At 61.5% G+C, this 22,011-nt stretch carries 16 protein-coding genes and 1 pseudogene; 10 read left to right on the forward strand and 7 right to left on the reverse strand.

Annotated features, from left to right (window positions below; all coding sequences use genetic code 11):
* Window positions 1-149 precede the first annotated feature (149 nt).
* From BFP90_RS21525 to BFP90_RS21545, 5 genes are all read left to right on the forward strand, one after another.
* Window positions 150-608, forward strand: a complete 459-nt coding sequence (locus BFP90_RS21525; RefSeq protein ID WP_057722310.1) for an Hsp20 family protein — start codon at window positions 150-152, stop codon at window positions 606-608.
* 341 nt (window positions 609-949) lie between these two features.
* Window positions 950-1,165, forward strand: a complete 216-nt coding sequence (locus BFP90_RS21530) for a hypothetical protein (protein ID WP_065897936.1) — start codon at window positions 950-952, stop codon at window positions 1,163-1,165.
* Between the two features lie 516 nt (window positions 1,166-1,681).
* On the forward strand, window positions 1,682-4,369 hold the full coding sequence (locus tag BFP90_RS21535; RefSeq protein ID WP_065897937.1) for a phosphoenolpyruvate carboxylase: 2,688 nt from the start codon (window positions 1,682-1,684) through the stop codon (window positions 4,367-4,369).
* A gap of 76 nt (window positions 4,370-4,445) precedes the next feature.
* Window positions 4,446-5,501 carry an NAD(P)-dependent oxidoreductase gene (locus BFP90_RS21540; protein ID WP_065897938.1) on the forward strand — a complete coding sequence of 352 codons (1,056 nt, stop codon included), beginning with the start codon at window positions 4,446-4,448 and terminating at the stop codon, window positions 5,499-5,501.
* Window positions 5,502-5,528: 27 nt separating this feature from the next.
* Window positions 5,529-6,182: an RraA family protein gene (locus BFP90_RS21545; RefSeq protein ID WP_065897939.1), complete on the forward strand. Its 654-nt coding sequence runs from the start codon at window positions 5,529-5,531 to the stop codon at window positions 6,180-6,182.
* Between the two features lie 91 nt (window positions 6,183-6,273).
* Here BFP90_RS21545 and BFP90_RS21550 read toward each other — a convergent pair whose 3' ends face one another.
* From BFP90_RS21550 to BFP90_RS21560, 3 genes are all read right to left on the reverse strand, one after another.
* The gene (locus tag BFP90_RS21550) at window positions 6,274-6,837 is read right to left on the reverse strand and encodes a cytochrome b (protein WP_065885604.1); all 564 of its coding nucleotides are present in this window, start codon (window positions 6,835-6,837) and stop codon (window positions 6,274-6,276) included.
* Window positions 6,838-6,933: 96 nt separating this feature from the next.
* Window positions 6,934-8,388: an aldehyde dehydrogenase family protein gene (locus BFP90_RS21555; RefSeq protein ID WP_065885606.1), complete on the reverse strand. Its 1,455-nt coding sequence runs from the start codon at window positions 8,386-8,388 to the stop codon at window positions 6,934-6,936.
* A 42-nt stretch (window positions 8,389-8,430) separates the two neighbouring features.
* Window positions 8,431-9,807 carry an aspartate aminotransferase family protein gene (locus tag BFP90_RS21560; RefSeq protein ID WP_065897940.1) on the reverse strand — a complete coding sequence of 459 codons (1,377 nt, stop codon included), beginning with the start codon at window positions 9,805-9,807 and terminating at the stop codon, window positions 8,431-8,433.
* A gap of 214 nt (window positions 9,808-10,021) precedes the next feature.
* On the opposite strand from BFP90_RS21560, the gene BFP90_RS21565 reads away from it, so the two are divergent.
* Entirely contained in the window at window positions 10,022-10,984 is a 963-nt protein-coding gene (locus tag BFP90_RS21565; protein WP_065897941.1) for a helix-turn-helix domain-containing protein, read from the forward strand.
* Window positions 10,985-11,018: 34 nt separating this feature from the next.
* On the opposite strand, the gene BFP90_RS29695 is transcribed toward BFP90_RS21565, so the two are convergent.
* The 3 genes and pseudogenes from BFP90_RS29695 to BFP90_RS21575 form a co-directional block, all read right to left on the reverse strand.
* Window positions 11,019-11,774, reverse strand: a complete 756-nt coding sequence (locus tag BFP90_RS29695) for a methyl-accepting chemotaxis protein (RefSeq protein WP_370671706.1) — start codon at window positions 11,772-11,774, stop codon at window positions 11,019-11,021.
* A gap of 102 nt (window positions 11,775-11,876) precedes the next feature.
* A pseudogene (locus BFP90_RS29700) lies at window positions 11,877-13,157 on the reverse strand (HAMP domain-containing protein); the annotation flags it as partial.
* Window positions 13,158-13,261: 104 nt separating this feature from the next.
* Window positions 13,262-14,752, reverse strand: a complete 1,491-nt coding sequence (locus BFP90_RS21575) for an MFS transporter (RefSeq protein ID WP_065891981.1) — start codon at window positions 14,750-14,752, stop codon at window positions 13,262-13,264.
* Window positions 14,753-15,016: 264 nt separating this feature from the next.
* Between BFP90_RS21575 and BFP90_RS21580 the strand changes: the two genes are divergently transcribed.
* From BFP90_RS21580 to BFP90_RS21590, 3 genes are all read left to right on the forward strand, one after another.
* On the forward strand, window positions 15,017-16,465 hold the full coding sequence (locus tag BFP90_RS21580) for an APC family permease (RefSeq protein ID WP_065897943.1): 1,449 nt from the start codon (window positions 15,017-15,019) through the stop codon (window positions 16,463-16,465).
* 83 nt (window positions 16,466-16,548) lie between these two features.
* Entirely contained in the window at window positions 16,549-17,970 is a 1,422-nt protein-coding gene (locus BFP90_RS21585) for an aldehyde dehydrogenase family protein (protein WP_065897944.1), read from the forward strand.
* Window positions 17,971-18,059: 89 nt separating this feature from the next.
* On the forward strand, window positions 18,060-19,382 hold the full coding sequence (locus BFP90_RS21590; RefSeq protein WP_065891978.1) for a hypothetical protein: 1,323 nt from the start codon (window positions 18,060-18,062) through the stop codon (window positions 19,380-19,382).
* A gap of 26 nt (window positions 19,383-19,408) precedes the next feature.
* Here BFP90_RS21590 and BFP90_RS21595 read toward each other — a convergent pair whose 3' ends face one another.
* Window positions 19,409-20,167 (reverse strand): IclR family transcriptional regulator, encoded by a 759-nt coding sequence (locus BFP90_RS21595; protein ID WP_065891977.1) that lies wholly within the window; start codon window positions 20,165-20,167, stop codon window positions 19,409-19,411.
* Between the two features lie 302 nt (window positions 20,168-20,469).
* On the opposite strand from BFP90_RS21595, the gene BFP90_RS21600 reads away from it, so the two are divergent.
* On the forward strand, window positions 20,470-22,011 hold the full coding sequence (locus BFP90_RS21600) for an acetolactate synthase large subunit (RefSeq protein WP_065885618.1): 1,542 nt from the start codon (window positions 20,470-20,472) through the stop codon (window positions 22,009-22,011).

Below are 22,011 nucleotides of genomic sequence, written 5' to 3' on the forward strand. Positions count from 1 at the left end.
CCGCCGTTCCTGCGATAGCGATATCAGCCAAGAAAAATTTTTTTCCGCCCCCCCTTGAAATCCTTTTGAGCGTCCATAAATTTTTGATCACGCGATGCCGAATGCGGGTCGCGTACTAAATCACTTGGAGAAACTCAGGAGATTTTAAAATGGCTACTACCCTTTCGTTGGCCCCACTGTTCCGTCAATCGGTGGGCTTTGATCGCTTCAATGACCTGTTCGAGTCGGCGCTGCGCAGCGAGGCTCCGAATTCCTATCCACCTCACAACGTGGAAAAGCACGGTGATGACGCCTACCGGATTGTCATCGCAGTGGCTGGCCTGACCGAGGAGGATCTGGATATCCAGGTCGAACGAGGTGTATTGACGGTTTCCGGCGGCAAACGCGAAACCGACGAGAAGGTCGCTTACCTGCACCAGGGCATCGCCCAGCGTGCTTTCCGGTTGTCGTTCCGCCTGGCGGACCACATCGAAGTGCGTGGCGCGGCCTTGAACAACGGGCTGCTGAGCATCGACCTGCTGCGCGAGGTGCCTGAAGAGGCTAAACCGAAGCGCATTATGATCGGTGGCGAGGCCAAGCCCGAGCTGCGTCAGGTCAGTTTGCAGTAAGGCAATCGGCGGTAAAAAAGGCGCTCTTCGGAGCGCCTTTTTTGTATGCGCGCAGAGTCGCAACCACACGGTCGCGGCCCGCGCGACCATTCATTTTGAACTGCCCGCGCCGCAGAGTGCCGAATCTCTACAACCTGGAGGAATCAGCCATGACCGAAGAAAAGCCCAAGGAACCCGAAGAGCAAACACCGGCGCACTCCACCGAAGAGGAGCGTGAGCGACTGAAGGATTTCAACAAGGACGGTATCCCGCCGGGCGCGTGCTGAAGGGCACTCTCACGTTCTGTCTGAACAGCCCACTTAGCCCTGTGCGCAACCGCGCTAGTGAAATAGAGGTGATTTATGGTCGATGACAATAACGGTCCCGCAGCGCCCTATCCCGGACCGGAAAAGCTAGTGCCCGACCTGGGCGAAGGCCACGCGTCAGGTCTGGAGCAAGCTGAATCCGAGCCCAAGCAGGGCACAGGCGAGAAGCCGGAAGATTGGAACCCCCCGCCGGGCAATCCCGGATCGGATCAGGACGCCCAGACCGACCGTAACAATGGCGGTGCGAAGTAGTTCATCCCACAGCATGAACTGACAAAACCCGGCCAAGCGCCGGGTTTTTCTTTTGCAGGCAGGAAGGATGTCTGCTCCCTGAGTAGGAAATGGTGTTTATGAAGAATTATTTAGGTTGCGCCCGCGGGTGATTCCTACTCGATATCCCCCTCGGCTCAGCCGGTTTTCGTGCCTGCAGATTAATGTCAAGTAATCAGCACGTTAGAAAATATGCAGGCAGTTAACCGGACTTCAGTGCCGTTATTTTTATTAGCTTCCTATCTTTATTTTCAAGTTGGCTATTCCAAAAAGGTCTTTTGTGGAGAAATCCAAGCCATGTTTTATTGCGGGCGGATGTAACAATTTGTTTCAGTTTTCAGCCGTTTTTCGGTACCGGCTAGGGGGCTTTCTGTCGGCGAACAGGTAATTTCCGTTCGTTGCGACGCTGTGGGTTAAGCCTGGGACATTGATGATTTTGCGTGTGTCTGTCCGGCGCACTGCAAACAAGGGATTTGACAATTATCGAGGCTTGAACCCATGAATCATGTGATCAATTCCATACTGGAAAATGCATCAACTCGCCCCTCAATCGGCCATACCAACCCCGCGCTACTGCATGACGTTCTATGGCGAGCACTGGAGCACGCACTCAAGGCCAACACGGATGATGCTTCCCAAGCCCCGCACACCCGCGCCTGCCTGAGAATCTATGCTGAAATCGATACGCTGTCGTATCTGGACAAGGGGGATTCGAAATTGGCCGCTGCCCTGGGCAAGGCGTTCTTTGAATCCCGTTCCAGCAAAGACGTCGAGGCGTTCTGGAAGTTGTTGCTGATCAAGCAACTGCTGTTCGAATTGTCGGTCAGGAGCGTGGCGACCCAGATTGCGTCGCAGGCCAGCCTGCCTCGTCAGTTGCTCACGCTTGACCCGCAGTTGATTACAGCGCCTGCGGGAGTAAATATCAGCCTGGGAGTGCTGTGCAAAGAGACTGACCAGCTCAAGCATTCCGTTGTGCTGGTCTTGCAGAAACTGGCCCAGCACGTCGAAGACCGTGGCCTCAAAAAGCCTCAAGTCACTGCGCAGCTCCTGCTGGAGCTGTACAACGCCGTGTGGTCGGGCAGTAATGGCACGGATATCGAATCACAGATTTTTTACGCCGACAGTGTGTATGACGCGTTGCCCGACGTGCATCACGCCCTGGGCCTGGCGCCGCAGGAAAAATGGCTGACCTTGTTCACCTGGTTATACGGCGACAAGGATGGCCGCCCTTATGACACCAACCAGCACACCGAAACCCTGGTGCTGGCGCTGGAAACGGCGCTGCGCAATCGCTACATCGCCGATATCGACAGCCTGATCAAGGACGGCGGCGCACGGCATCGCCTTGAAGAGATTCGTGCCCGTGTGGGCCGGGATCATCCCGAGCATTTCGAGCGTCCCGCCGAACTGATAGATGCACTGAGCAGCATTCGTTTTACCCAGCCGGCCGCCATCGACCGTCTGCTGCTGCGGGTGCATGCGTTTGGCTTTCACTATCTGGATATCGAGTTTCGTGAAAACGCCGAGATGTTCAGCAGCGTGGTCGATGAGATTCTGTCCAGCCAGTGGCTGGAAACCATTGGCCTGGGCCAGGGCCGGCACTATCACGAACTGGATGAGCGTGCGCGTCAGGCCGCACTTGAGGTCGCGCTGGAAGGCGGATCGGCCCAGACGCCCGCTGGCCTGTGGCAGGAGTATCTGCAACGCACCACGCCGCTTTACACCCGCAAAGTCGAGCAATACGCCGGCCAGGATTACATTGCGCTGATGGAGCAGGACCCAAGCTATATCCGCATGCACGATGCGCGCAACGCGGTGGAACGGTTTGAAATGATCGACCATTATCGCGACCGCATGAAAATCCACGGAATCGCCGAGTACACCTCGGCCCTCAGCGCGCTGGAGGTGCTGTTTCTGATGAAAGCGGCCCAGGTGCGGGATGGGATCGACATCGCCCTGCAACCCGAAGACCTGGCAGGTGCCGAGCGCACGCTGGCCACCGTGCATGAGGTGTACGAAAACCCGGTGTACCGCCAGCACCTGGCAACGCGCGGCAACCGCCAATACATCACGTTTGGCCCCAGCGACACGGGCAAGCAGGGCGGCAAGGCCATGCACAAACTGAACATGGCGATTGCCAACCAGCACAAGCTGATCGCGGCCCGTTATGGCATCGAGGTGGTCGTCCACGTCATCATGGGCGGGGAACACGCACGGTGTAATGGGGTGATCGCCGAGACCTTGCAGGAGTTCGGCGCGCTGGAGGGCCCGGAAACCCGCTTCATGCTGGCCGGCTGCGCGGAGATGCGCGCGCATCTGCTGACCCGCAACCAGTCCGTCAACTTTCTCAGCCAGTTGTACCGTATGCACGCCGAGCCCCAGCCGAAGCTGTCCGAGGAGGTCATTGCCGGCAGGATTCAACGTTGGGGGGACGTAGTGCGCCGCTACCAGGCGACGTTCTTCGAGCATCCTGCGCTGCCTTCCCTGCTGCGCGACCTGGCGCGATTCGATGTGGTCAGGGCCACCGCCAAAGGCACCCGGCCGCCTTCTCGTATCTTCAACATCAAGGTATTCGAGTCGCGCCCCGATGCCATTCGTGCGATTCCCTGGACCCGCGCCTTGCTGGCCGGTGGGTTGCACAGCGAACTGATCGGCGTCGGGCAGTTCGCGCCAGCGCCGGCAACGCAGCTGTCGAAGGCTTTTAACGAGGATGAGAGCTTTCATACCTATGTCAAAGGGATGGCCTACGCCATTGCGCGAACCGACCTCAAATGCGCCTGGCTGACCCTGACCGGCAGCATTCCGGAGAAGGCCCACATCCTGGCGCTGGCGCAGGCCTTGAAGACTGAAGCTGTCGGCACGGCCGAACAGTTGCTGGCCAGCCTGCACCTGGAAGTGATTGAAGGTAAGCGCTTCGTGTTCAAGGCCACCACCGGTACCGAGCCGGCGGACCCATGGAAAATCAAGGAAAACAGCGTGCTCAACCTGTGGCCCAGTCTCAAGGCCGAGGTCTACCGCAAGGAAAAGAACCTGCGAATCTATCGGTTGTTCCTGATCTACGCCAAAAGCAATCCCTCGTTCATCCAGTCTTCATCGCTGAATGATTTCTACAGCGGGTTCCTCGCGGCCGTGAGTACCGACGCGGGCCTGGTCGATCCTGCAAGTGCGCACCATTTCACCTGGTGATTAACCCGATGGTTAACCCCGATGCCTGGGGCAACCCGGGTATCGGCAGGCGCTACCCTCCAAGAGGATCAACGGTATGACATTGACCACCCTGATACTGGATGCCCCCGGGCCGCCGTTACTGTTTGAGGAAGTCGATCGCTTTCTCGAACGGGGCCTGGGCGTCACCCTCAACCTGCACTATTTCGCGGACAAAGAGCGCATTCGGCAGCACTACGGCACGCGCATTGACTATGCCGAGATCAACTGCCATGACGAGCCTGGATTTATCGCCGCCGTGAGTCAGGCCGGGGGTTACAGCGTGTTCAAGACGCGCCTGAACATCCCCCTGGGCGCCGGCCTGATCCGAGCCGCCACCTCGTCGGCGCTGGCCACGCCACTGCGCGCCATTGCCCAGGCTGGCACAGGGGTCAATCATATTGATCGGCTGGCGTGCGAGCAGTGCGGCGTGGTGATCCTTAATACGCCGGGCTCCAACGCGGCCGCTGTTGCCGAGTACGTCCTGGCCCAGGCGCTGTTTCTGTCGCGCGACCTGGATGACTACAACGCCGAAACGCACAACGGCCATTGGGCAAAAGGCACCTTGGCACCTGCCTCCGAATACGCCGAACTGACGCTTGGGCTGGTGGGCACCGGCAGCATTGCCCGGCAGGTGGCGCGCAAGGCTGCGGCGCTGGGCATCAAGGTGATCGCCACCGGGTCCGAACGTTTTACCGAACCGGTAGCGCACAGCCTCGGACTTGAACGACGCGCAGGTCTTGAACAGTTACTGGCCGAGGCGGACATCGTCTCGATCCACGTACCGCTCACCCCCCAGACCCGAGGCTTGTTCGGCACTGCCGAGTTCCGGCAGATGCGCCAGGGCTCAATCCTCATCAATACCGCGCGCGGCGGGATCGTCGACGAGCAGCAATTGGCCGCCTTCATGCGCCAGTTTCCCAGGCACGTCAAAGCCGTGGCCATCGATACCTTTGCCCTGGAAAAAGACCGTTTCGCCTCGCCATTGACCGCTATTGCCAATGCGCAATTGACGCCGCACATCGCCGGCAATACCAGCACGGCAATCCGGACGGCGTCACGCCAGATCGTCGACAAAATCCACGCATTCAGTGCCGCCGCCACCGCGCGTTAACCCACAGGACACAAGGAAGGCCCCATCATGCAAACCTCTATTTTTACCCGTCTTGACGCCCTGAGCTGCACCGACCTCAGCGATGCGATGGACCGCCTCAATATCGTTTGCCAATGCACCGACATCATGCCCCTGGACCGCACGTTCAAGCTCACGGGCAAAGCCTGGACCCTGCGCTACGGCCCTATTGGCCTGGACGGTGGTTCGGTGGGTGATTACATCGATGACCTCGAAGCCGGCCAGGTGGTGGTGATCGACAATCAGGGACGGCAGGACACCACCGTGTGGGGGGATTTGCTGACCTCGACCGCCTCGCGCCAACACTTGGCCGGCACGGTGATTGACGGCATCTGCCGCGACGTTGACCGTGCGCTGGAACTCGGCTACCCGATCTTTTCCCGAGGTAACTGGATGCGCACCGGCAAGGACCGCGTGCGTGTCGAAGCGATCCAGGCACCCGTGACGCTGGGCGGCGTGCGGGTACAACCCGATGACTGGTTGCGCGGTGATGGTGATGGCCTGGTGGTGATTCCATCCGGTTCACTGAGCCAGGTGCTGGCGGTGGCCGAAGAAATCCACCAGGCCGAAGAGCATATTCGTGCGGCGATCGAGGCGGGCGTGCCGTTACGCCAGGCCCGCGCCGATTACGGCTACCACGCCTTGCAGACGCCGCGCCGCTGACAGCCCAACGACAGAAGCCGCAGTGGACGCGGCTTTCGTCTTGGGTACAACTGCCGGCCTCATCGCAGACGCGTGCCCGGGATGTATCCGTTCACAGCATGCGGCGCAGTACGTCGTTGCGAGGGTCGCGGTCGAACAAGCGGTGTTTGAGCGCGCCCGCGATATGCAGCACGATCAGGACCAGCAAGGTATAGGCCAGGACTTTGTGCAGCCATTGGAATACCACAAACCAGTTGTCATTCTTCGGCAGCAGCTCCGGCAGGTTGACGCCGAAAAAGAACACGCCGTCGCTCATGGTGAAGGTGCTCGACATCGAGTACCCCATCAGCGGCACGGCCACGATCAGTACGTACATGGAGCGTTGTACGAACCGTGAGAGGAATCGCTCATGCGCCGCCAGGGTGAGCGGTGGCTGCGGAAGGGCCGGGGTGCGAACACGCAGGGCGATCTGTACCAGCACCAGCAGAAACGCCAGCACGCCGAACGATTTGTGCCACGGGTAGTAGAGGGTGAATTTACTCACGACTTCATCATCAAGCCCGGTCATGTGCCAGCCGGCCCAGAGCAGCCCGGCTATGACGACGGCACGCACCCAGTGCAGGATGCGCAGGGACACGGGATACCGATCGATTGCCGTTTGTGTTTGGTTGTTCATCGCAGTCTCTTTATTGATCATCAAGGCGTCGAAACGCACGGCTGAATCCCACCCTCTGCGACCAGGGCCGAGAGGGTGGCAGGTGCAGTGACTGTTCTAGGCAGGCAGCAGCACGGTGATCACTTTCTCCTCGGTGTAGGCCAGCGCGCCGCTGATTCCGCCTTCGCGGCCAATACCGCTGGCCTTGACGCCGCCCCACGGCAGGTTGGCGTCCAGCGGGCTCCAGCAGTTGACGCCGATGGCGCCGGCCTTTACCGCTGCAGCCACGCGGTGCGCGCGCGCAAGGTCGGTGGTCCACACCGTGGCGGCCAGGCCGTAGGCAGAGTCGTTAGCCAGTGCCACGGCCTCTTCTTCGCTGTCGAAGGTGATCACCGTGCCGACAGGGCCGAAGATCTCGTCCTGGGCGATCGCCATGTCATTGCGGGCATTGGCGAAAATCGTCGGACGCACGAACCAGCCCTGGTCAGGGGTGGATACGCCGCCGGCCAGCAGCGAGGCGCCTTGGTCGATACCCAGCTGGATGTAACGGTTGACGCGATCAAATTGCGCTTTCTTGGCCACCGGCCCCATCTGGATGTCAGGCTGGCGAGGGTCGCCGACCTTGATCGAGCGAGCGGCCTCGGCCAGGGCGGCCGCGAAGCGCTCGGCGAGGCTGCGCTGGACCAGGATGCGCGAGCCGGCGGCACAGATCTGCCCCTGGTTGACGAACAAACCCAGTGTGCAGCCGAACAATGCATCGTCGAAGGGCGCATCGTCGAACACAATCTGCGGGCTCTTGCCGCCCAGTTCCAGGGCCACGCGCTTGAACAGCACACCCGCAGTGCGCTGGATCTCACGCCCGGCCTCGGGGCTGCCGGTGAAACTGATCTTGGCCACATCCGGGTGTTCGCACAGGGCCCGACCGACCTGCGCACCGTAACCGGTCACCACGTTGATCACGCCGTCGGGAAATCCCGCTTCCTGCGCCAGCGCCGCCAGGTGCAAGGCCGATTGCGGGGTTTCTTCCGAGGGTTTGATCACCACGGTACAGCCTGCCGCCAGCAATGCGGCGAGCTTCCACACGGTGATCATCAGCGGTGAGTTCCACGGCACAATCGCGCCCACCACGCCTACCGGCTCGCGGACGGTGTACGAGAGGGTCTTGCGACCGAAGTAGCCGCCGGTGGGAATGGTGCGCCCTTCAAGCTGATTGGCCCAGCCGGCGGCCGCGCGCAGGTTGGCGATGGCGTTGGGCAGGTCCATCCGGCGCGGTTCGAGCGGTGAGCGGCCGATGGCGTCGGCGTCCATGTCGGCCAGTGATTCGCTGTCGCGCTCCACCAGGTCGGCGAGTTTGGATAGCAGCCGACCGCGCTGGGCGCCGTCAAGCTGGCTCCAGGCGCCACCTTCCAGTTGGGCGCGCGCCGCTGCCACGGCACGGTCGACATCGTCGGCGGTGCCGCTTGCGCAACTGCCGTATACCTGTTCGGTCACGGGGTTGATGAGGGGGATGCGCGCTCCGTCGCTGGCGTCGCAGGGCGCGCCCTGGATAAAGTGTTTCAGGTGCTCGGTCATGTGGGTGTCCATGCGTGATGGGAGGGGTTGGAGATGACGCACTCAGGCCTTGAGGGAGGCCAGGGCATCGCCGAAAATGTCCAACGCCTTGAAGAACAGCTCGCGCGTGATCGTCAGCGAAGGCATCACACGCATCACGTTGCTGTAACGCCCGCAGGGAATCATCAGTACGCCGTGGTTCATCAGGTAGCCCATGAGCTGGCCGATCTTGGCGCCTTCGAGCGGTGTCTTGGTGGCGGCGTCTTCAACCAGCTCGATACCGATCATCAGGCCGCGACCGCGAACTTCGCCGACGAACGGGCTGTTGAACCCGCGGATACGTTCCTGCGCTTCCAGGCCCAGGGTGTGGGCGCGATCGAGTAGGCCGAGTTCCGGGTCCTGCAGGATGCTGATATTGGTCAACGCCACGGCCGCAGACAGCGAGTTGGCGGCGAAGGTATTGGGCATCGAACCGTCGGGAATCTGTGCGGCGAGGTCCGCTCGCATGATCAGCCCGGCCATCGGCAGGTCGCTGCCAATACCCTTGCCGAAGGTGAGCATGTCGGGTTTGACGCCGGAGTGCTCGACCGCCCACATCTTGCCGGTGCGGCCCGCACCGGACTGGACTTCGTCAACGATCAGCAACGCGCCGGCGCGGTCGCAGGCCTTGCGCAACAGTTGCAGGAATTCGGGGGAGGGCGGCACGTAGCCGCCTTCGCCCTGCACCGGTTCCACAATCACGGCGGCCACGTCATCGGCGGCGGTGTAAGGGCTGTTCAGCAGGTAGTCCACGTAGTCGCCGGCAATCTGCTCGGCACTTTTTTGCGTGGTGTCGAAAGGAAAACGGTAGGCATAGGGGTAGGGTGCGTGAATCACGCCGCCCATCATCGGACCGTAGCCCTTGCGGTAGGCCGTGCCGGTGGTCAGCGCGCCCGAGGCGTTCCACACGCCGTGGTAGCCGCCGTGGAAGGCGAGGATCTGGTGGCGCCCGGTGATGCGCTTGGCAAACTTGATGGCCGCTTCCAGCGCATCGCTGCCGCTTTGCGTGAAGAACGTGATGCAGTCACCGCGCAAGCCCTCTGGCGCGATCTCGGACATCTTGGCGGCCAGTTCGGTGCGGCGGGTGCTGTTGATTTCCAGGGCATGCATCAGCACTTCGGACTGTTCGCGGATGGCTTTTACCACCAGCGGATGACAGCGCCCGACGCTGCTGACGCCCACGCCTGCGGAAAGGTCGATGTAGGCGTTGCCGTCGGGGTCCTTGAAGGTCGCGCCGAACGCGCGGTCCATGGCAATAGGCATACGGCCGCCGCCGCGCGCCATCGATTCGGTACTCGCCGACAACGCCAGCGCTTCGCGGGTCAGCGGGCCGGGCAGGGTGCTGGAAATAATGTGCGGGGCATCCGCGAAATGCAGGGGTTCTAGTTTGGACTCAATCATGACGCACTCTCTGGAATGTCGGTTTCAGTATGTGGATCATTCTCATGGAGTGTGCCTGTCCGTTAGCCCGAATCGGCAAATGATGAATCGGTCCATCGGCAGGCTCCGCCAAAGGCCCTATTTGAGAAGAAACTTCGCGGTAATTGATCTATGTGCGAATATTGCAAGGTAGCTTGAAATAAAAACAAAAATTGGCAGAGGCTTTTCGCACATTATGAAAAATCATCATATAAGCCATTTTCGCGATATCCACGTCCATGCGGCCAATGTCCAGGAGTGGAGCCAGGATTACAGCCAGTTGACGGCCGGTCCGGCCGAGAGTTCGTTGATGCAGCTGACCACTGCGCGTTGCCACGTGTTTCGCGAGCAGATCAACCAGCGGGTGGTGCAGCGCGGTGTGGCACCGCGAGACAAGATGTGCTTTGCCGTGCCGATCAGCGTGCCGGGTTCGACGCGCATGCAGGGTCGCGAAGTCGATGACAGCAGCCTGTTCTTTCTGCAGGGGGGCGAGGAGTTCATGTTCCATATGCCGATGGGCATGGAACTGCTGTCCGTGACCTTCGAGCGCGAGTGGTTCGAGCAGGTACTGGAGCAAACGGCGTCGGCCAGTGAGATCAGTCGGTTGCTGCGCCAACCGGTGATCCGGGTGTCTGCGCAACGCTTCGCCCAGGCTCGGCTTGGATTGCTCGCCGTGCTCTCCCTGGCGGAGGCCGGCGAGGAACTCGACAGCGCGGGCGAGCAGGGGCTGGAGCGGGCATTGCTCGGTGAGTTGTTGCAATTGCTCACCGACCCGGCCTGCGACAAGCTCCAACGCAGCCCCAGTTCCACGCGCAGCTTCATTGTCGAGAAATGCCACCGACTGGCGACCGCCGAAAGAATCGACGTGCCCAGCGTCAACGAGTTGTGCCAACGCCTGCAGGTGAGTCGGCGCACCGTGCAGAACAGCTTCCGCTCGGTAGCCGAGACCACGCCGCTGAACTACTTGCGCTCTGTCCGGCTCAATGGCGTGCGTCGGACCCTGATGTGTACCCTCGCGTCCCGCCTCTCCATCGGTGATGCCGCCGCCCAATGGGGCTTCTACCACCTCAGTCATTTTGCCGAGGAGTACCAGGCACTGTTCGCAGAGTTACCGTCCCATACCGTCCGCGCCGCCATCCCCGTCTGCGCGCGCGCCTGATGGCCTGCACGGCGGCGCAACTGCACGCCACGCGCTAAGCGCGGAACTGATCCATCAGTTTCATTTGCTGATTGGCCCGTTCGTTGAGCTGGCTGCTGATCTGCGCCGACTCGCCCGCCTGTTCGGTCAATGTCTCGGTGACACCGCGAATGGTCGAGACATTGCGATTAACCTCTTCAGCCACCGCGCTCTGCTCCTCTGCCGCGCTTGCGATCTGCAGGTTCATGTCATTGATCACCGTCACCGCATCGCTGATTTTACCGAGCGCCTCCACCGCCAGGTGGATCTGGCTGGCGTTGCTCTGGGCCTGAGTCTGGCTTGAATGCATGGTTGCCACCACGCCACGCGTGCTGGCCTGGATGCGCTCGATCACCAGGCGAATCTCCTCTACCGAATCCTGGGTGCGCTTGGCAAGGTTGCGTACTTCGTCGGCCACCACTGCGAAACCTCGGCCGCTTTCGCCGGCCCGCGCGGCCTCGATCGCGGCGTTGAGGGCCAGCAGGTTGGTCTGTTCGGCGATGCTGCGAATCACTTCCAGCACTGAGCCGATCTGTTCGCTGTTGACCGCCAGGGCTTCGACTTCCGTCACGGCCTTGCTGACTTCGCTGGCCAGCGCGTTGATGTCACGGGTGCTGCGCTCGATGATGGTGATGCCTTCCCTGGACGCCTGGTCTGCGCCCCGGGCCGCCATCGCTGCGTTTGACGCGCTGTTGGCGACTTCGTGGGCCGTGGCGCTCATTTCGTTGGACGCGGTTGCCAGTTGATCGATCTCGCGAAATTGCACCTGCATCCCTTCGCTGGTCTGGCGCGCGATGTGCGACGACTGGTCGGCGGTGCCGCGCGCAGCGATGATGCTCTGCTTGAGCTGCGCAATGGTGGGTTGCAGTTTGTCGAGAAACCGATTGAACCAGTTCACCAGTTCGCCCAGTTCATCTTTCTTGCGGTAATCCAACCGCTGGGTGAGGTCGCCGTCGCCGCTGGCAATCGCCTTGAGCATCCGAGCGACGCTGTTGATCGGGCGTGTCACACCGGAGGCGGTGAACCAGATGAGCAGCAAGCCCAACAGCCCTGCACCGACGGCGACCACCAGCGACTCCAGGGTGTCCCGGGTTTGCGTCTGGTCAAGCAAGGTCTGCAGCTTCATCGAGTCCGCCAGCAAGACATCCTTGGGCAGGTCGATGGCCACTCCCCACGCCGGCGCTTCGGCGATGGGTGCAACGGGGTACACAGCGCGAATCAGCGCATCACCGACCAGCACCACAGGTTTTTGTTGCGCCAATGCCGCAAGCACGACCTTGCCCTCATCCTTCAACGGAACGTCGATATTTTTGCCGACCTGGCTCGCATCCGCGCTGTAGGCGGCAAGTACGCCACTGTCGGAAACAATCAGCATGCGCCCTGAACCGTTGAACAGGGTGCGCTGGGCATCGCTCGCGGCAGCTTGCAGGGCGCCGAGCGCGAGGTCGACCCCAAGGGTGCCGATCACCTTGCCATCGGCGATCAGGGGCATCGACAGCGTGGTCATCAGTTGAACCTGCCCGGCCTGGGTGTCGGCATAGGGGGCCATCAGGCAAGTGCGTCGCGTGTCTCGCGGGCAGGTGTACCAACTGTTGTAGGGCGTGCCGCTGATGCTCAACTCGGTCTTCTGCAAATCGCTTTCGGGAACCAGAATATTCATCGCTTGACCCGCGCCGCGATTCCAGGCGCTGGCAAAACGTCCGTTCTCGTTGGCGGCGCGTGCGGCGTCGTTGACGAACTCACTGTCTTTGCCATCCAGCGCATCAGGTTCGTACACCAGCCAAAGCCCGAGAATCTCGGGATTGCGTTCGAACGTGGTCTTGAGCGCCAGGTTAAGTTCTTCACGCAATGTCGCAGCCGCCAACCCCCGCTGGGCGGCCATGGTGCGCAAGCCGGCCGCCTGGTCGGAAAAAGCGGTGATGATCTGCCGGCTGCGGGCGAATTCGCCCTGCAGGTTCTTCGCCTGTTCCGCCGCCCTGGCCAGCAGCAGGGTCTTGCCGCTGTCAGTCAGCATCGTACTGCTCGAGGTGCTGATCAACTGGTTGTTCTGGTTGCCCTGGTAGAGATTCATGCCGACGATCAGACCGATCACGCCAAGCAGGCACAAACCCGACAAGAGGACGAATTTCAAACGGATGGAAAGGGCGTCGAGCATTGGGCTATCTCACTGGTAAACCGCGTGTTGATCGATCATCGGTTGGTGTGGCACCACCGACTTTTTTTATTGGATGTGTTACTGCATCGGCTGATGTCACTGATTCATGACACCCGGTTGCGTGGCCTGACCAGCAGCGCTGCCATCAACAGCAATGCCGCACAGGTGGCCAGTACGGCGACGAAACCCGCGTCGAATGCCGAACGGGCCGACCCGATCAGCATCGCCGCGTCCTCCGGCGCCAGCGTCGCGGCGACCACCAGCGCATCGTCGAGGCTCTCGAAGATCATGGGGTTCAGGGCCAGCCATGGCGCAATCGTCTGGCTCGCCGAGTACGCGTAGATGGCCGATAACAGGCTGCCCGCCAACGTCACGCCTGCGGCGCCGCCCAGTTCAAAGGAGACTTCCTCAAGGGAGGCGGCCATGCCGGCTTTGTCGGCGGGCACGCTGAGCATGATCGTGCTGGACGCTGCGGTCAGTGCGGCGCCCATCGTAAGGCCCAGCAGCGCGAGGCTGACGATCTGCACTGGCACTGCGGCGTTGTGCGCCAGCAAGTAGGTCAGCATTGCGGCAGCCGAAAGCAGCAGCGTCCAGAACAGCATGCGCTGCTCTCCCAGGCGCGGCAGGTAATGCCCGGCTAGCGGCCCGGCGACGAACGAACCCAGCGGCAGCGGCAGGATGAACAGCGCCGCCTCCAGCGGCGACAGGTCCAGCACCAGTTGCAGGCGTTGGCTGAAGACCAGTTCCATGCCGATCAAGGCGGCGGCTGATACCACTGCCGAAATCACCGCATTTCTGAAGCCAGACGTGGAGAACAGCGACAGATCCAGCATCGGCTGATCGGCCCGCCGTTGACGTCGAATGAAAAGCGCCAGAAATAGCGTGCCCAGGACCAGTGCTATCAGCATGGCCTCGAAGGAGGGTTGCCGTTTACCCAGCTCCTTGACCGCATAAGCTACGCTGATCAAACCGATCATGACCTGCAGCGAACCCAGCCAGTCCCAGCGTGTCTGGCTATTTCCCGGATGATCGGGAATGGCTATCGCCCCCAGCAGCAAGGCCAACAGCACAATTGGCACATTGATCAGGAATACCGAACCCCACCAGAAATGCTCCAGCAACAATCCACCTACGACCGGTCCGAATGCGGCGCCCCCTGAAGCCACTGATGCCCATAGTCCGAACGCCATCGCCTGTTCGCGTCGGTCGGTAAACGTCAACCTTACCAGGGCCAATGTGGCGGGCATCATCATCGCCGCGCCCACCGCCAGGAACCCACGGGCAACGATCAAGACGCTGGCCGATGGCGAGAACGCAGCGATCAGCGAGAACAGGCCGAAAACGCTCAGGCCGCCGATAAACAGCCGTTTGTGCCCGAGACGGTCGCCGAGGGTGCCCATGCCCAACAGCAGGCCGGCGGCGATCAACGCGTAGATATTGATGATCCAGAGCTTTTGCGACGCCGTGGCGCTGAGCTCCCGCGTGAGTGTGGGCAGCGCGGTGTACAGCACCGTCATGTCAATGACGATAAGCAGCAGCGCGCTTGAAATGATGGCAAGTATCAGCCAGCGACGTTTGGAGTCGGTAAAGGGCATGGCTGGCGTCCGTAAAAGAGGGCTGGACCTAGCATGCCTGAATGCACAAGGGCGCCGTTATCCCAAATCGGCCGTGACTTTCGGGGCATTGCCGGTCGGGGGTGACGCCGGCGATGTTACCGATTTGGGATAGCGGGGTGTTCGTGGGCGGGCATAGGATCGAATACAGCGTGCAATCCCAAAAACAAAAGCGCTATCTGGTACCGATGGCGCCTTGATCGGTCCTATACCACAGCGACTGCCTCATACAATAAGGTTAATAAGATGAGTGTATCTATCCCGGTCAACAGCTCCACGGAGCTCAAGCGTGGCGCCTTGGGTGTCGGCTTTATCATCTTCTTCGTGATTTCGGCGGCGAGCCCGCTCAGCGTCATCGCCGGAGGTTTCCCGATTGGCATCATGCTGGGCAACGGTGCCGGCACCCCGGCCTTGTTATTGCTGGCCCTGGCGGTGCTGCTGGCGTTTTCGGTCGGTTACACCACCATGGCCAGGCATGTCACCAACGCAGGTGGTTTTTACGCCTTTACCTCGCGCGGCCTGGGCGGCCTGGCCGGAGGGGCGGCGGGCGTGCTGGCGATGTTTGCCTACAACATCCTGCAGGTCGGCCTCTATGGCATGTTCGGCGGCGTGGTCAGCGGCACCATGGAAAGCGTATACGGCTTGGTATTGCCCTGGTGGTCCTACTCGCTGATGGCGATGGTCAGCATCGCGATCCTGGGCTATCGCAAGATCGATCTGTCCGCCCGCGTCTTGTCGGTGGTCGTGATTGCCGAATACCTGGCGATCCTGACCCTGGATATTGCGATTCTCAAGACTGGCGGCGACAGCGGTGTCAATCTCGACTCGTTCACCAGCCAGCATGTGCTCAGCGGTACCCCGTCGATCGGCCTGCTGTTCTGCTTCGCGGCCTTTATCGGCTTCGAGGCCACGACGATTTACGGCGAAGAAGCGAAAAATCCGCACCGCACCATTCCGATTGCCACCTACAGCTCGGTGCTGCTGATCGGCGGCTTCTACGCGCTGTCGGTCTGGTCGATGGTGGTGGGCGTAGGTACGGATAAAATCGTGCCGATGCTGCAAGCCCTGCAGGACCCAACCACCTTTATCTACGGCATGTCGGACCACTTTGTCGGCCCGTATCTGACGCAGATTATCCGGGTGCTGTTCATGGTCAGCATTTACGCCGGGATGCTGGCATTCCATAACGCCGCGGCGCGCTATTTCTACGCTATCGGGCGCGACGGTCTGCTGCACAGTCTGTTGGGCACCACCCACCGTGTGCACCAGAGCCCGCATATGGGCTCGGCGTTGCAAAGTCTGATCGCCGCCGTGGTGGTACTGATCTTCGCCGCGATGGATGCCGATCCGATCCTGCAACTGTTCGCCTGGTTCTCCAACCTCGCCACCTTGTGCGTGATCTTGCTCATGGCGATGACTTCGATCTCGGTGTGTGTGTATTTCCACCGGCACCCGGAACTCAATGTCGGCCTCTGGCGCGGGCGTATCCTGCCGATTTTCTCCAGCCTGGCCTTGCTGATGGTGCTGATACTGGCGGTGGTGCATTTCGATGTGCTCACCGGCGCCAGCCAGCTCTTGTCCTACGCACTGTGCGCGGTCATTCCAGCGGCGCTGCTGGGCGGCATTTTTCTCGCCGTGCGACTGCGCAAGGTCTCGCCACAGCGCTTCCTGGCGCTGGGCAGCCACAAACTCTAAGGCATCAAGCGATACCGCCCCACTGCACACTGTTCGCTTGCCGTTGTCCGGCAAGGCTCGCCAGCGTTAAAGGAAGATGACACATGCACCACTATAAGATGCTTATCAATGGGATTCAGGTTGCCGGTGAAAACGGGCAGTTTGATGTGATCAATCCGGCTACCGGCGCCGCATTCGCCCAATGCCCGGCCGGCTCGCTGGCTCAATTGGACGACGCGGTGGCCGCCGCTCAAGTGGCCTTCAAGGCGTGGCGTCACGTTTCCCATGCTCAGCGCTGCGAGCGACTGTTGGCGATTGCCGAGAGTATCGAGCAGGGCGCCGATGAGTTGGCCCGGTTGATCGTGCAGGAACAAGGCAAACCGTTGGAACTGGCGTTTTCCGAAGTCATGGGCGCCGCCGCGTGGACCCGCTATGCGGCCGGGCAGCAGATTGAAGTGGAGCTGGTGGAAGAAACCCCGACCCAGCGCATTGAGCTGCACCGCAAACCCCTGGGTGTGGTGGCGTCCATCACGCCATGGAACTGGCCGTTCATGATTGCCGTGTGGCACATCATGCCGGCGCTGCGGGCCGGCAACTGCGTGGTCAGCAAGCCGTCGAGCCTGACGCCGCTGAGTACCCTGCGCCTGGTGGAAATCATTGCGAAGCATGTACCCAACGGTGTGATCAACTGCGTGACCGGCGAGCGGGGTTTCGGCAGTGCGATCACTTCGCACCCCGGCATTCAGAAGATTGTCTTCACCGGTTCCACCGCCACCGGCCAGAGCGTGATGCGCGGCGCTGCGACCAATCTCAAGCGCCTGACCCTTGAACTGGGCGGCAACGACGCTGCGATTGTATTGCCCGGCACATCGGTGGAAGAGGTCGCCGAGGAAATTTTCCAGGCGGCCTTCCTCAACATGGGCCAGACGTGCGCAGCGCTCAAGCGTTTGTACATTCACGAATCCCAATACGAGGCCTTCGCCGACGCGCTGACGCTGATTGCCCAGCGCCAGGTGGTGGGGGATGGCCTGGAGCCCGGCGTCAACTTCGGGCCGGTGCAGAACCTTGAGCAATTGCAGTTGGTTGAAGCCCTGGTCGCCGATGCACGGGATCAGGGGGCGCGGGTCCTGTGTGGCGGCGCCCGTCTGGACCGTCCGGGGTTCTTTTACCCACCGACATTGGTTGCGGATGTGACCGATGGCCAGCGCCTGGTGGACGAGGAGCAATTCGGCCCGGTGTTGCCGCTGATCGCTTACAGCGACGTCGAGGACGTGCTGCGCCGCGCGAACGCCGGTGACATGGGCCTGGGCGGCTCGGTATGGGGCCCGGATGTCGAGCAGGCGCAGGCGTTGGCCAGTCGCCTGGAAAGTGGCGTGGCCTGGGTCAACTGTCACGCCCGGATCCAACCGAATACGCCATTCGGCGGAAGCAAGATGTCCGGCTTCGGTGTCGAGTTCGGCCTCGAAGGGCTGTTGGAGTTCACCGGCCAGCAATTGCTGTTCGTCAATAAGCGCGCGGGCGAGTAACCCTCGGCCAACAGGGGCGCAGCGTTGCTGCACCCCTGTTGCCGCTATCTGAGACAGCCTTTAACGACGCGCTTCAAGGAGCTTCGATCATGCGCTACCCATCCACTTTATTCTTCGGCGGTACGCTGGCATGCAGCTTGACGCTCTGCGCCATCAGCCAGGCCCAGGCCTATGAGCTGTACAGCGATGACAGCCGCCATCTCAACGCAGACATGACTGCCGTATTCGGTATGTTCAACAGTCGCAAGAACTACAACGGCACGTCGGGCGGCTCAACCTGGCGTGAAGGCTTTATCAAATACGGCCTGAGCGGCGACCAGTCCCTGGCAGGCAACGGCACCGCCTACGGTGCGTTCGCCCTGCTCAGCTCCGCCACCTGGGGCGACGGCGACGCGGCCGGCAATACCCTGGGCACCGAACGCACCACCAAAATCGAAGACGCTTACCTCGGGTGGCGCTCCGGCGACCTGTTCCCGGCACTGGGCCAGGACGGCGTGGATATTTCCGGCGGGCGCCAGGTGGTCAAGCTCGGCAGGGGCTTCCTGGTCAACGACGACGGGCCGAACCTGGGCAAGGGCCCGGCCGATGGCGCGCTGAACCGGGGCGGTGCCTACTATCTGGCGGCGCGGCATGCGTTCGATCAGACCGCGTTCCTGCGCCTGGGTGGCAAGGACGGCCTGCATGGCAGTCTGTTGTGGCTCAAGTCCGACAACCGCGCCCAGGCCGAAACCGAAGTGGCCGCCGGTACCCTCGATTACACCACCAAGCCCGGCACCCTGGGGTTGACCTGGGTGCATGGCATTGATGTAAACGATCGCTGGGCCAGTGATTTTCAGCGCCAGCGCAAGGGTATGAATATCTACAGCGTGCGTGGCGAAGGCGACGCGGGCCTGCCCAATGTCAGCCTGGCCTTCGAATACGCCTGGCAGGACAAGGACAGCGGGCCGGAAAAAGCCTGGTACGGCGAAGCCGGTTACACCTTTGCCGATGTCGCCTGGGCACCCAAGGTCACCTACCGTTACGCCCGCTACTCACAAAAATGGGATTCGCTGTTCACCGGGCAAAGCACGGGCTACGGCACCTGGCTGCAAGGCGAAGTCGGCGGCAACTATTCCGGACCGTTCAACAGCAACACCCGCATCCATCATGTGGGCCTCAAGGCCACGCCGCTGGAAAACCTGACCCTGGGCGCGTTGTACTTCGACTTCGAGACCGTGCGCAAAAGCAATGCACTGAACCTCGATGCTCGGGAGCTGGACGTGTACGCCGAGTGGGCGGTCAACCCGCACCTGATCATCACGCCCCTGATCGGTCTCTACAAACCGAAACAGGACTCCACCACGGGCGGCAACCAGGCCGTCGGCAACGGCACCAATGTGTACAGCCAAGTGACCGTCGCCGTACCGTTCTGATCCACCCTGGCTGTCGCGTCTTGACCTCAGGACGTGGCGGCGCCCGGCTGATTGCGCATGTTCTCGGCAATCCGCCGGGTGGTGTCCATCACCATCTCGATCACGGTTTCCTGGCGCAGCAGCTTGAAGCTCTGGGTGCTGCCGACAGCGGACAGGCTGCCCACCACCTCGTCGATATCCGGCTGGATGATCGGCGCCGCGATGCCGGTCAGGCCCAGGTTCAGTTCATCGTGGGTCATGCAATAGCCGTCCTTGCGAATCTTCTTCGTGGCCTTGGAAAAGCTTGCCCAGTCGTAGGCACTGTCCGCATCGCCGGCCATGTGTTCTTCGAACAGGCGTTGCAGGCGACGACCTTTCTGAAAGGCGATCAATACCTTGGATTGCGCGCCACGAAAAAACGGCAGCGGGTGACCGCGCCCGAAGGAGAAGTGGTAAGTGTCGGTGGGTTCGGCGATGTAGGTGTTGATGATGCGTCCGTCATAGAAAACGCTGGCGAACACCGCAAGGCCGGTCTGCGCCGACAACTCATGCATCAGTTCGCGCCCGGCGAGGAGGATGGGGTCGTACTGTCGCATCATCCAGTCCAGCTCGATCACGCGCGGCCCCAGGCCATAGTTGCCGGCGTCCACGCGCGTCAGCAGCCCGGCGTCGCATAACTCCTTGACGTAGCGGTACGCGGTGGCACGCGACAGGCCCATGCGCTCGGCGATGGTGTCCGGGTCGATCTTCAACGTCTGTGGACCGATCAGATCCAGGACCCTCAACAACTTGTTCAGACTGCTCATTTCGTTCCTAGAGAAGGGGTTGCACGCGGGTATGCACTATAGGCGAAAACGCCCCGGATCCACTGTAGGAGCGAGCTTGCTCGCGAAAAACTCACAGGCACCGCGTTCCTTCAGGAGGCACGCGTTATCGCTGACGTTTTTCGCGAGCAAGCTCGCTCCTACAGGTCATCACATTAACTTATCTCGGTTTAAATATCGCATAAATCTCAATATAAGAGATTTATGATTAAAAATACTTGTCCTGTATGGTTTTATGTGTGATAAATCTCATCAAAGAAAACGCTCAAGTGAGAGGGCTGACAATGAATGGTGCGCAACTGATAGTGAATGCGGCAGCGGCAAGCGGTATCGAGTACTGCTTCGCCAACCCGGGAACCACCGAGATTCCACTGGTGGCCGCGATGGCCAGTGCACCCGCCCTCAAGCCGGTGTTGTCGTTGTTCGAAGGGGTGTGTACCGGTGCCGCGGACGGTTACGGCCGCATCGCCGGCAAACCGGCAATGACCCTGACGCACCTGGGCCCTGGCTTTGCCAACGGCATCGCCAACCTGCACAACGCACGGCGCGCCAACACGCCCATCGTCAATGTGATTGGCGACCACGCGTCATGGCACGTCAATTACGATCCGCCTTTGGCCAGCGACATCCAGGCCCTGGCCGGTACTGTGTCCAGCTGGGTACGCACCTCGCGCACCGCGTCGGGTGTGGGCGAAGACTTGCAGGAAGCCATGCGCGCCGCCTGGCAAGCCAAGGGCCAGATCGCCAGCTTGATCCTGCCCATGGACCTGCAATCCAATACCGTGACCCACAACGGCCAGTTCAGCCCGCTGCGTGCGCCGGTGCGGCGCTTTGCCGGCGACCGCATCGAAGCCGTGGCCCAGGCCCTGCGCGACGGCCAGCGCCTGGTGTTCATCGTCGGTGACCAGGGCTTGTCGGTGGCCGGCCTGGAAGCGGCGGGGCGCCTGGCGCAGCTGCCCGGCGTGCGTATGTTTGCCGAAACCTTCCCGCGCCTGAGCTACCGGGGGGGTGGCTTGCCCGACCTGGATCGCCTGCCGTACTTCCCGGAAGTGGCCATCGAGATCCTCGAGCAGTACGACAAGGTCGTGTGCGCCGGTGTCGTGGAGCCCATCAGTTATTTCGGCTACGAAGGTATCCCGTCGCGACTGGCTGAGCGTGAGCGTCTGTTGTCGCTGGCCGAAGTGGGCGACGATGTGGCCGGGGCGCTGACCGCGCTGGCCGATGCGCTGGACGCGCCTGCCTACATACCGACGCCGCAGGACATCCAGCTGCCGCCGGGCGAGGCCGCGTTGAGCCCGCAGTCGGTGGGACAAGTGTTGGCCGCCGCGCTGCCGGACGACTGCATTGTCTCGGTCGAGGGCGGCACCTGCGGCTATCCGTTTTTCACCGCCTCTGCCCGTGCCGCGCGGCACCGTGTATTGACCAATACCGGTGGCGCGATCGGCCAGGGCATTCCGGTGGGGTTTGGCGCGGCCCTGGCTGAGCGTGGCAACCGGGTGTTCTGCCTGCAATCGGACGGCAGCGCCCAGTACACCATCCAGACCCTGTGGAGCATTGCCCGCGAGCAGTTGCCGGTGGTGATCCTGATTGCCGCCAACCACCGCTACGCAATCTTGCAGAACGAACTGCGCCGTTTCGGCATGACCGAGCTCGACCCGCAGTCGCTCAAGCTGACCGTGCTCGACACTCCGCGCATCGACTGGAAGGCCCTGGCCAAAGGCTACGGCGTGCCGTCCTGCACCGTACACACCAATGCCGAACTGCAACGGGCGCTGGCCAATGCCGCCGCCGATGCCGGGCCTTGCCTGATCGAAATGGCGCTTTGA

Origin of the sequence: Pseudomonas sp. 24 E 13 (assembly GCF_900004715.1) — a bacterium.
Taxonomy (GTDB): domain Bacteria; phylum Pseudomonadota; class Gammaproteobacteria; order Pseudomonadales; family Pseudomonadaceae; genus Aquipseudomonas; species Aquipseudomonas orientalis_A.

Coding starts and splice junctions, on each gene's coding strand:
- BFP90_RS21525 (WP_057722310.1), top strand. CDS start 150: ATGGCTACTACCCTTTCGTTGGCCCCACTGTTCCGTCAATCGGTGGGC.
- BFP90_RS21530 (WP_065897936.1), top strand. CDS start 950: ATGGTCGATGACAATAACGGTCCCGCAGCGCCCTATCCCGGACCGGAA.
- BFP90_RS21535 (WP_065897937.1), top strand. CDS start 1,682: ATGAATCATGTGATCAATTCCATACTGGAAAATGCATCAACTCGCCCC.
- BFP90_RS21540 (WP_065897938.1), top strand. CDS start 4,446: ATGACATTGACCACCCTGATACTGGATGCCCCCGGGCCGCCGTTACTG.
- BFP90_RS21545 (WP_065897939.1), top strand. CDS start 5,529: ATGCAAACCTCTATTTTTACCCGTCTTGACGCCCTGAGCTGCACCGAC.
- BFP90_RS21550 (WP_065885604.1), bottom strand. CDS start 6,837: ATGAACAACCAAACACAAACGGCAATCGATCGGTATCCCGTGTCCCTG.
- BFP90_RS21555 (WP_065885606.1), bottom strand. CDS start 8,388: ATGACCGAGCACCTGAAACACTTTATCCAGGGCGCGCCCTGCGACGCC.
- BFP90_RS21560 (WP_065897940.1), bottom strand. CDS start 9,807: ATGATTGAGTCCAAACTAGAACCCCTGCATTTCGCGGATGCCCCGCAC.
- BFP90_RS21565 (WP_065897941.1), top strand. CDS start 10,022: ATGAAAAATCATCATATAAGCCATTTTCGCGATATCCACGTCCATGCG.
- BFP90_RS29695 (WP_370671706.1), bottom strand. CDS start 11,774: ATGCAGGTGCAATTTCGCGAGATCGATCAACTGGCAACCGCGTCCAAC.
- BFP90_RS21575 (WP_065891981.1), bottom strand. CDS start 14,752: ATGCCCTTTACCGACTCCAAACGTCGCTGGCTGATACTTGCCATCATT.
- BFP90_RS21580 (WP_065897943.1), top strand. CDS start 15,017: ATGAGTGTATCTATCCCGGTCAACAGCTCCACGGAGCTCAAGCGTGGC.
- BFP90_RS21585 (WP_065897944.1), top strand. CDS start 16,549: ATGCACCACTATAAGATGCTTATCAATGGGATTCAGGTTGCCGGTGAA.
- BFP90_RS21590 (WP_065891978.1), top strand. CDS start 18,060: ATGCGCTACCCATCCACTTTATTCTTCGGCGGTACGCTGGCATGCAGC.
- BFP90_RS21595 (WP_065891977.1), bottom strand. CDS start 20,167: ATGAGCAGTCTGAACAAGTTGTTGAGGGTCCTGGATCTGATCGGTCCA.
- BFP90_RS21600 (WP_065885618.1), top strand. CDS start 20,470: ATGAATGGTGCGCAACTGATAGTGAATGCGGCAGCGGCAAGCGGTATC.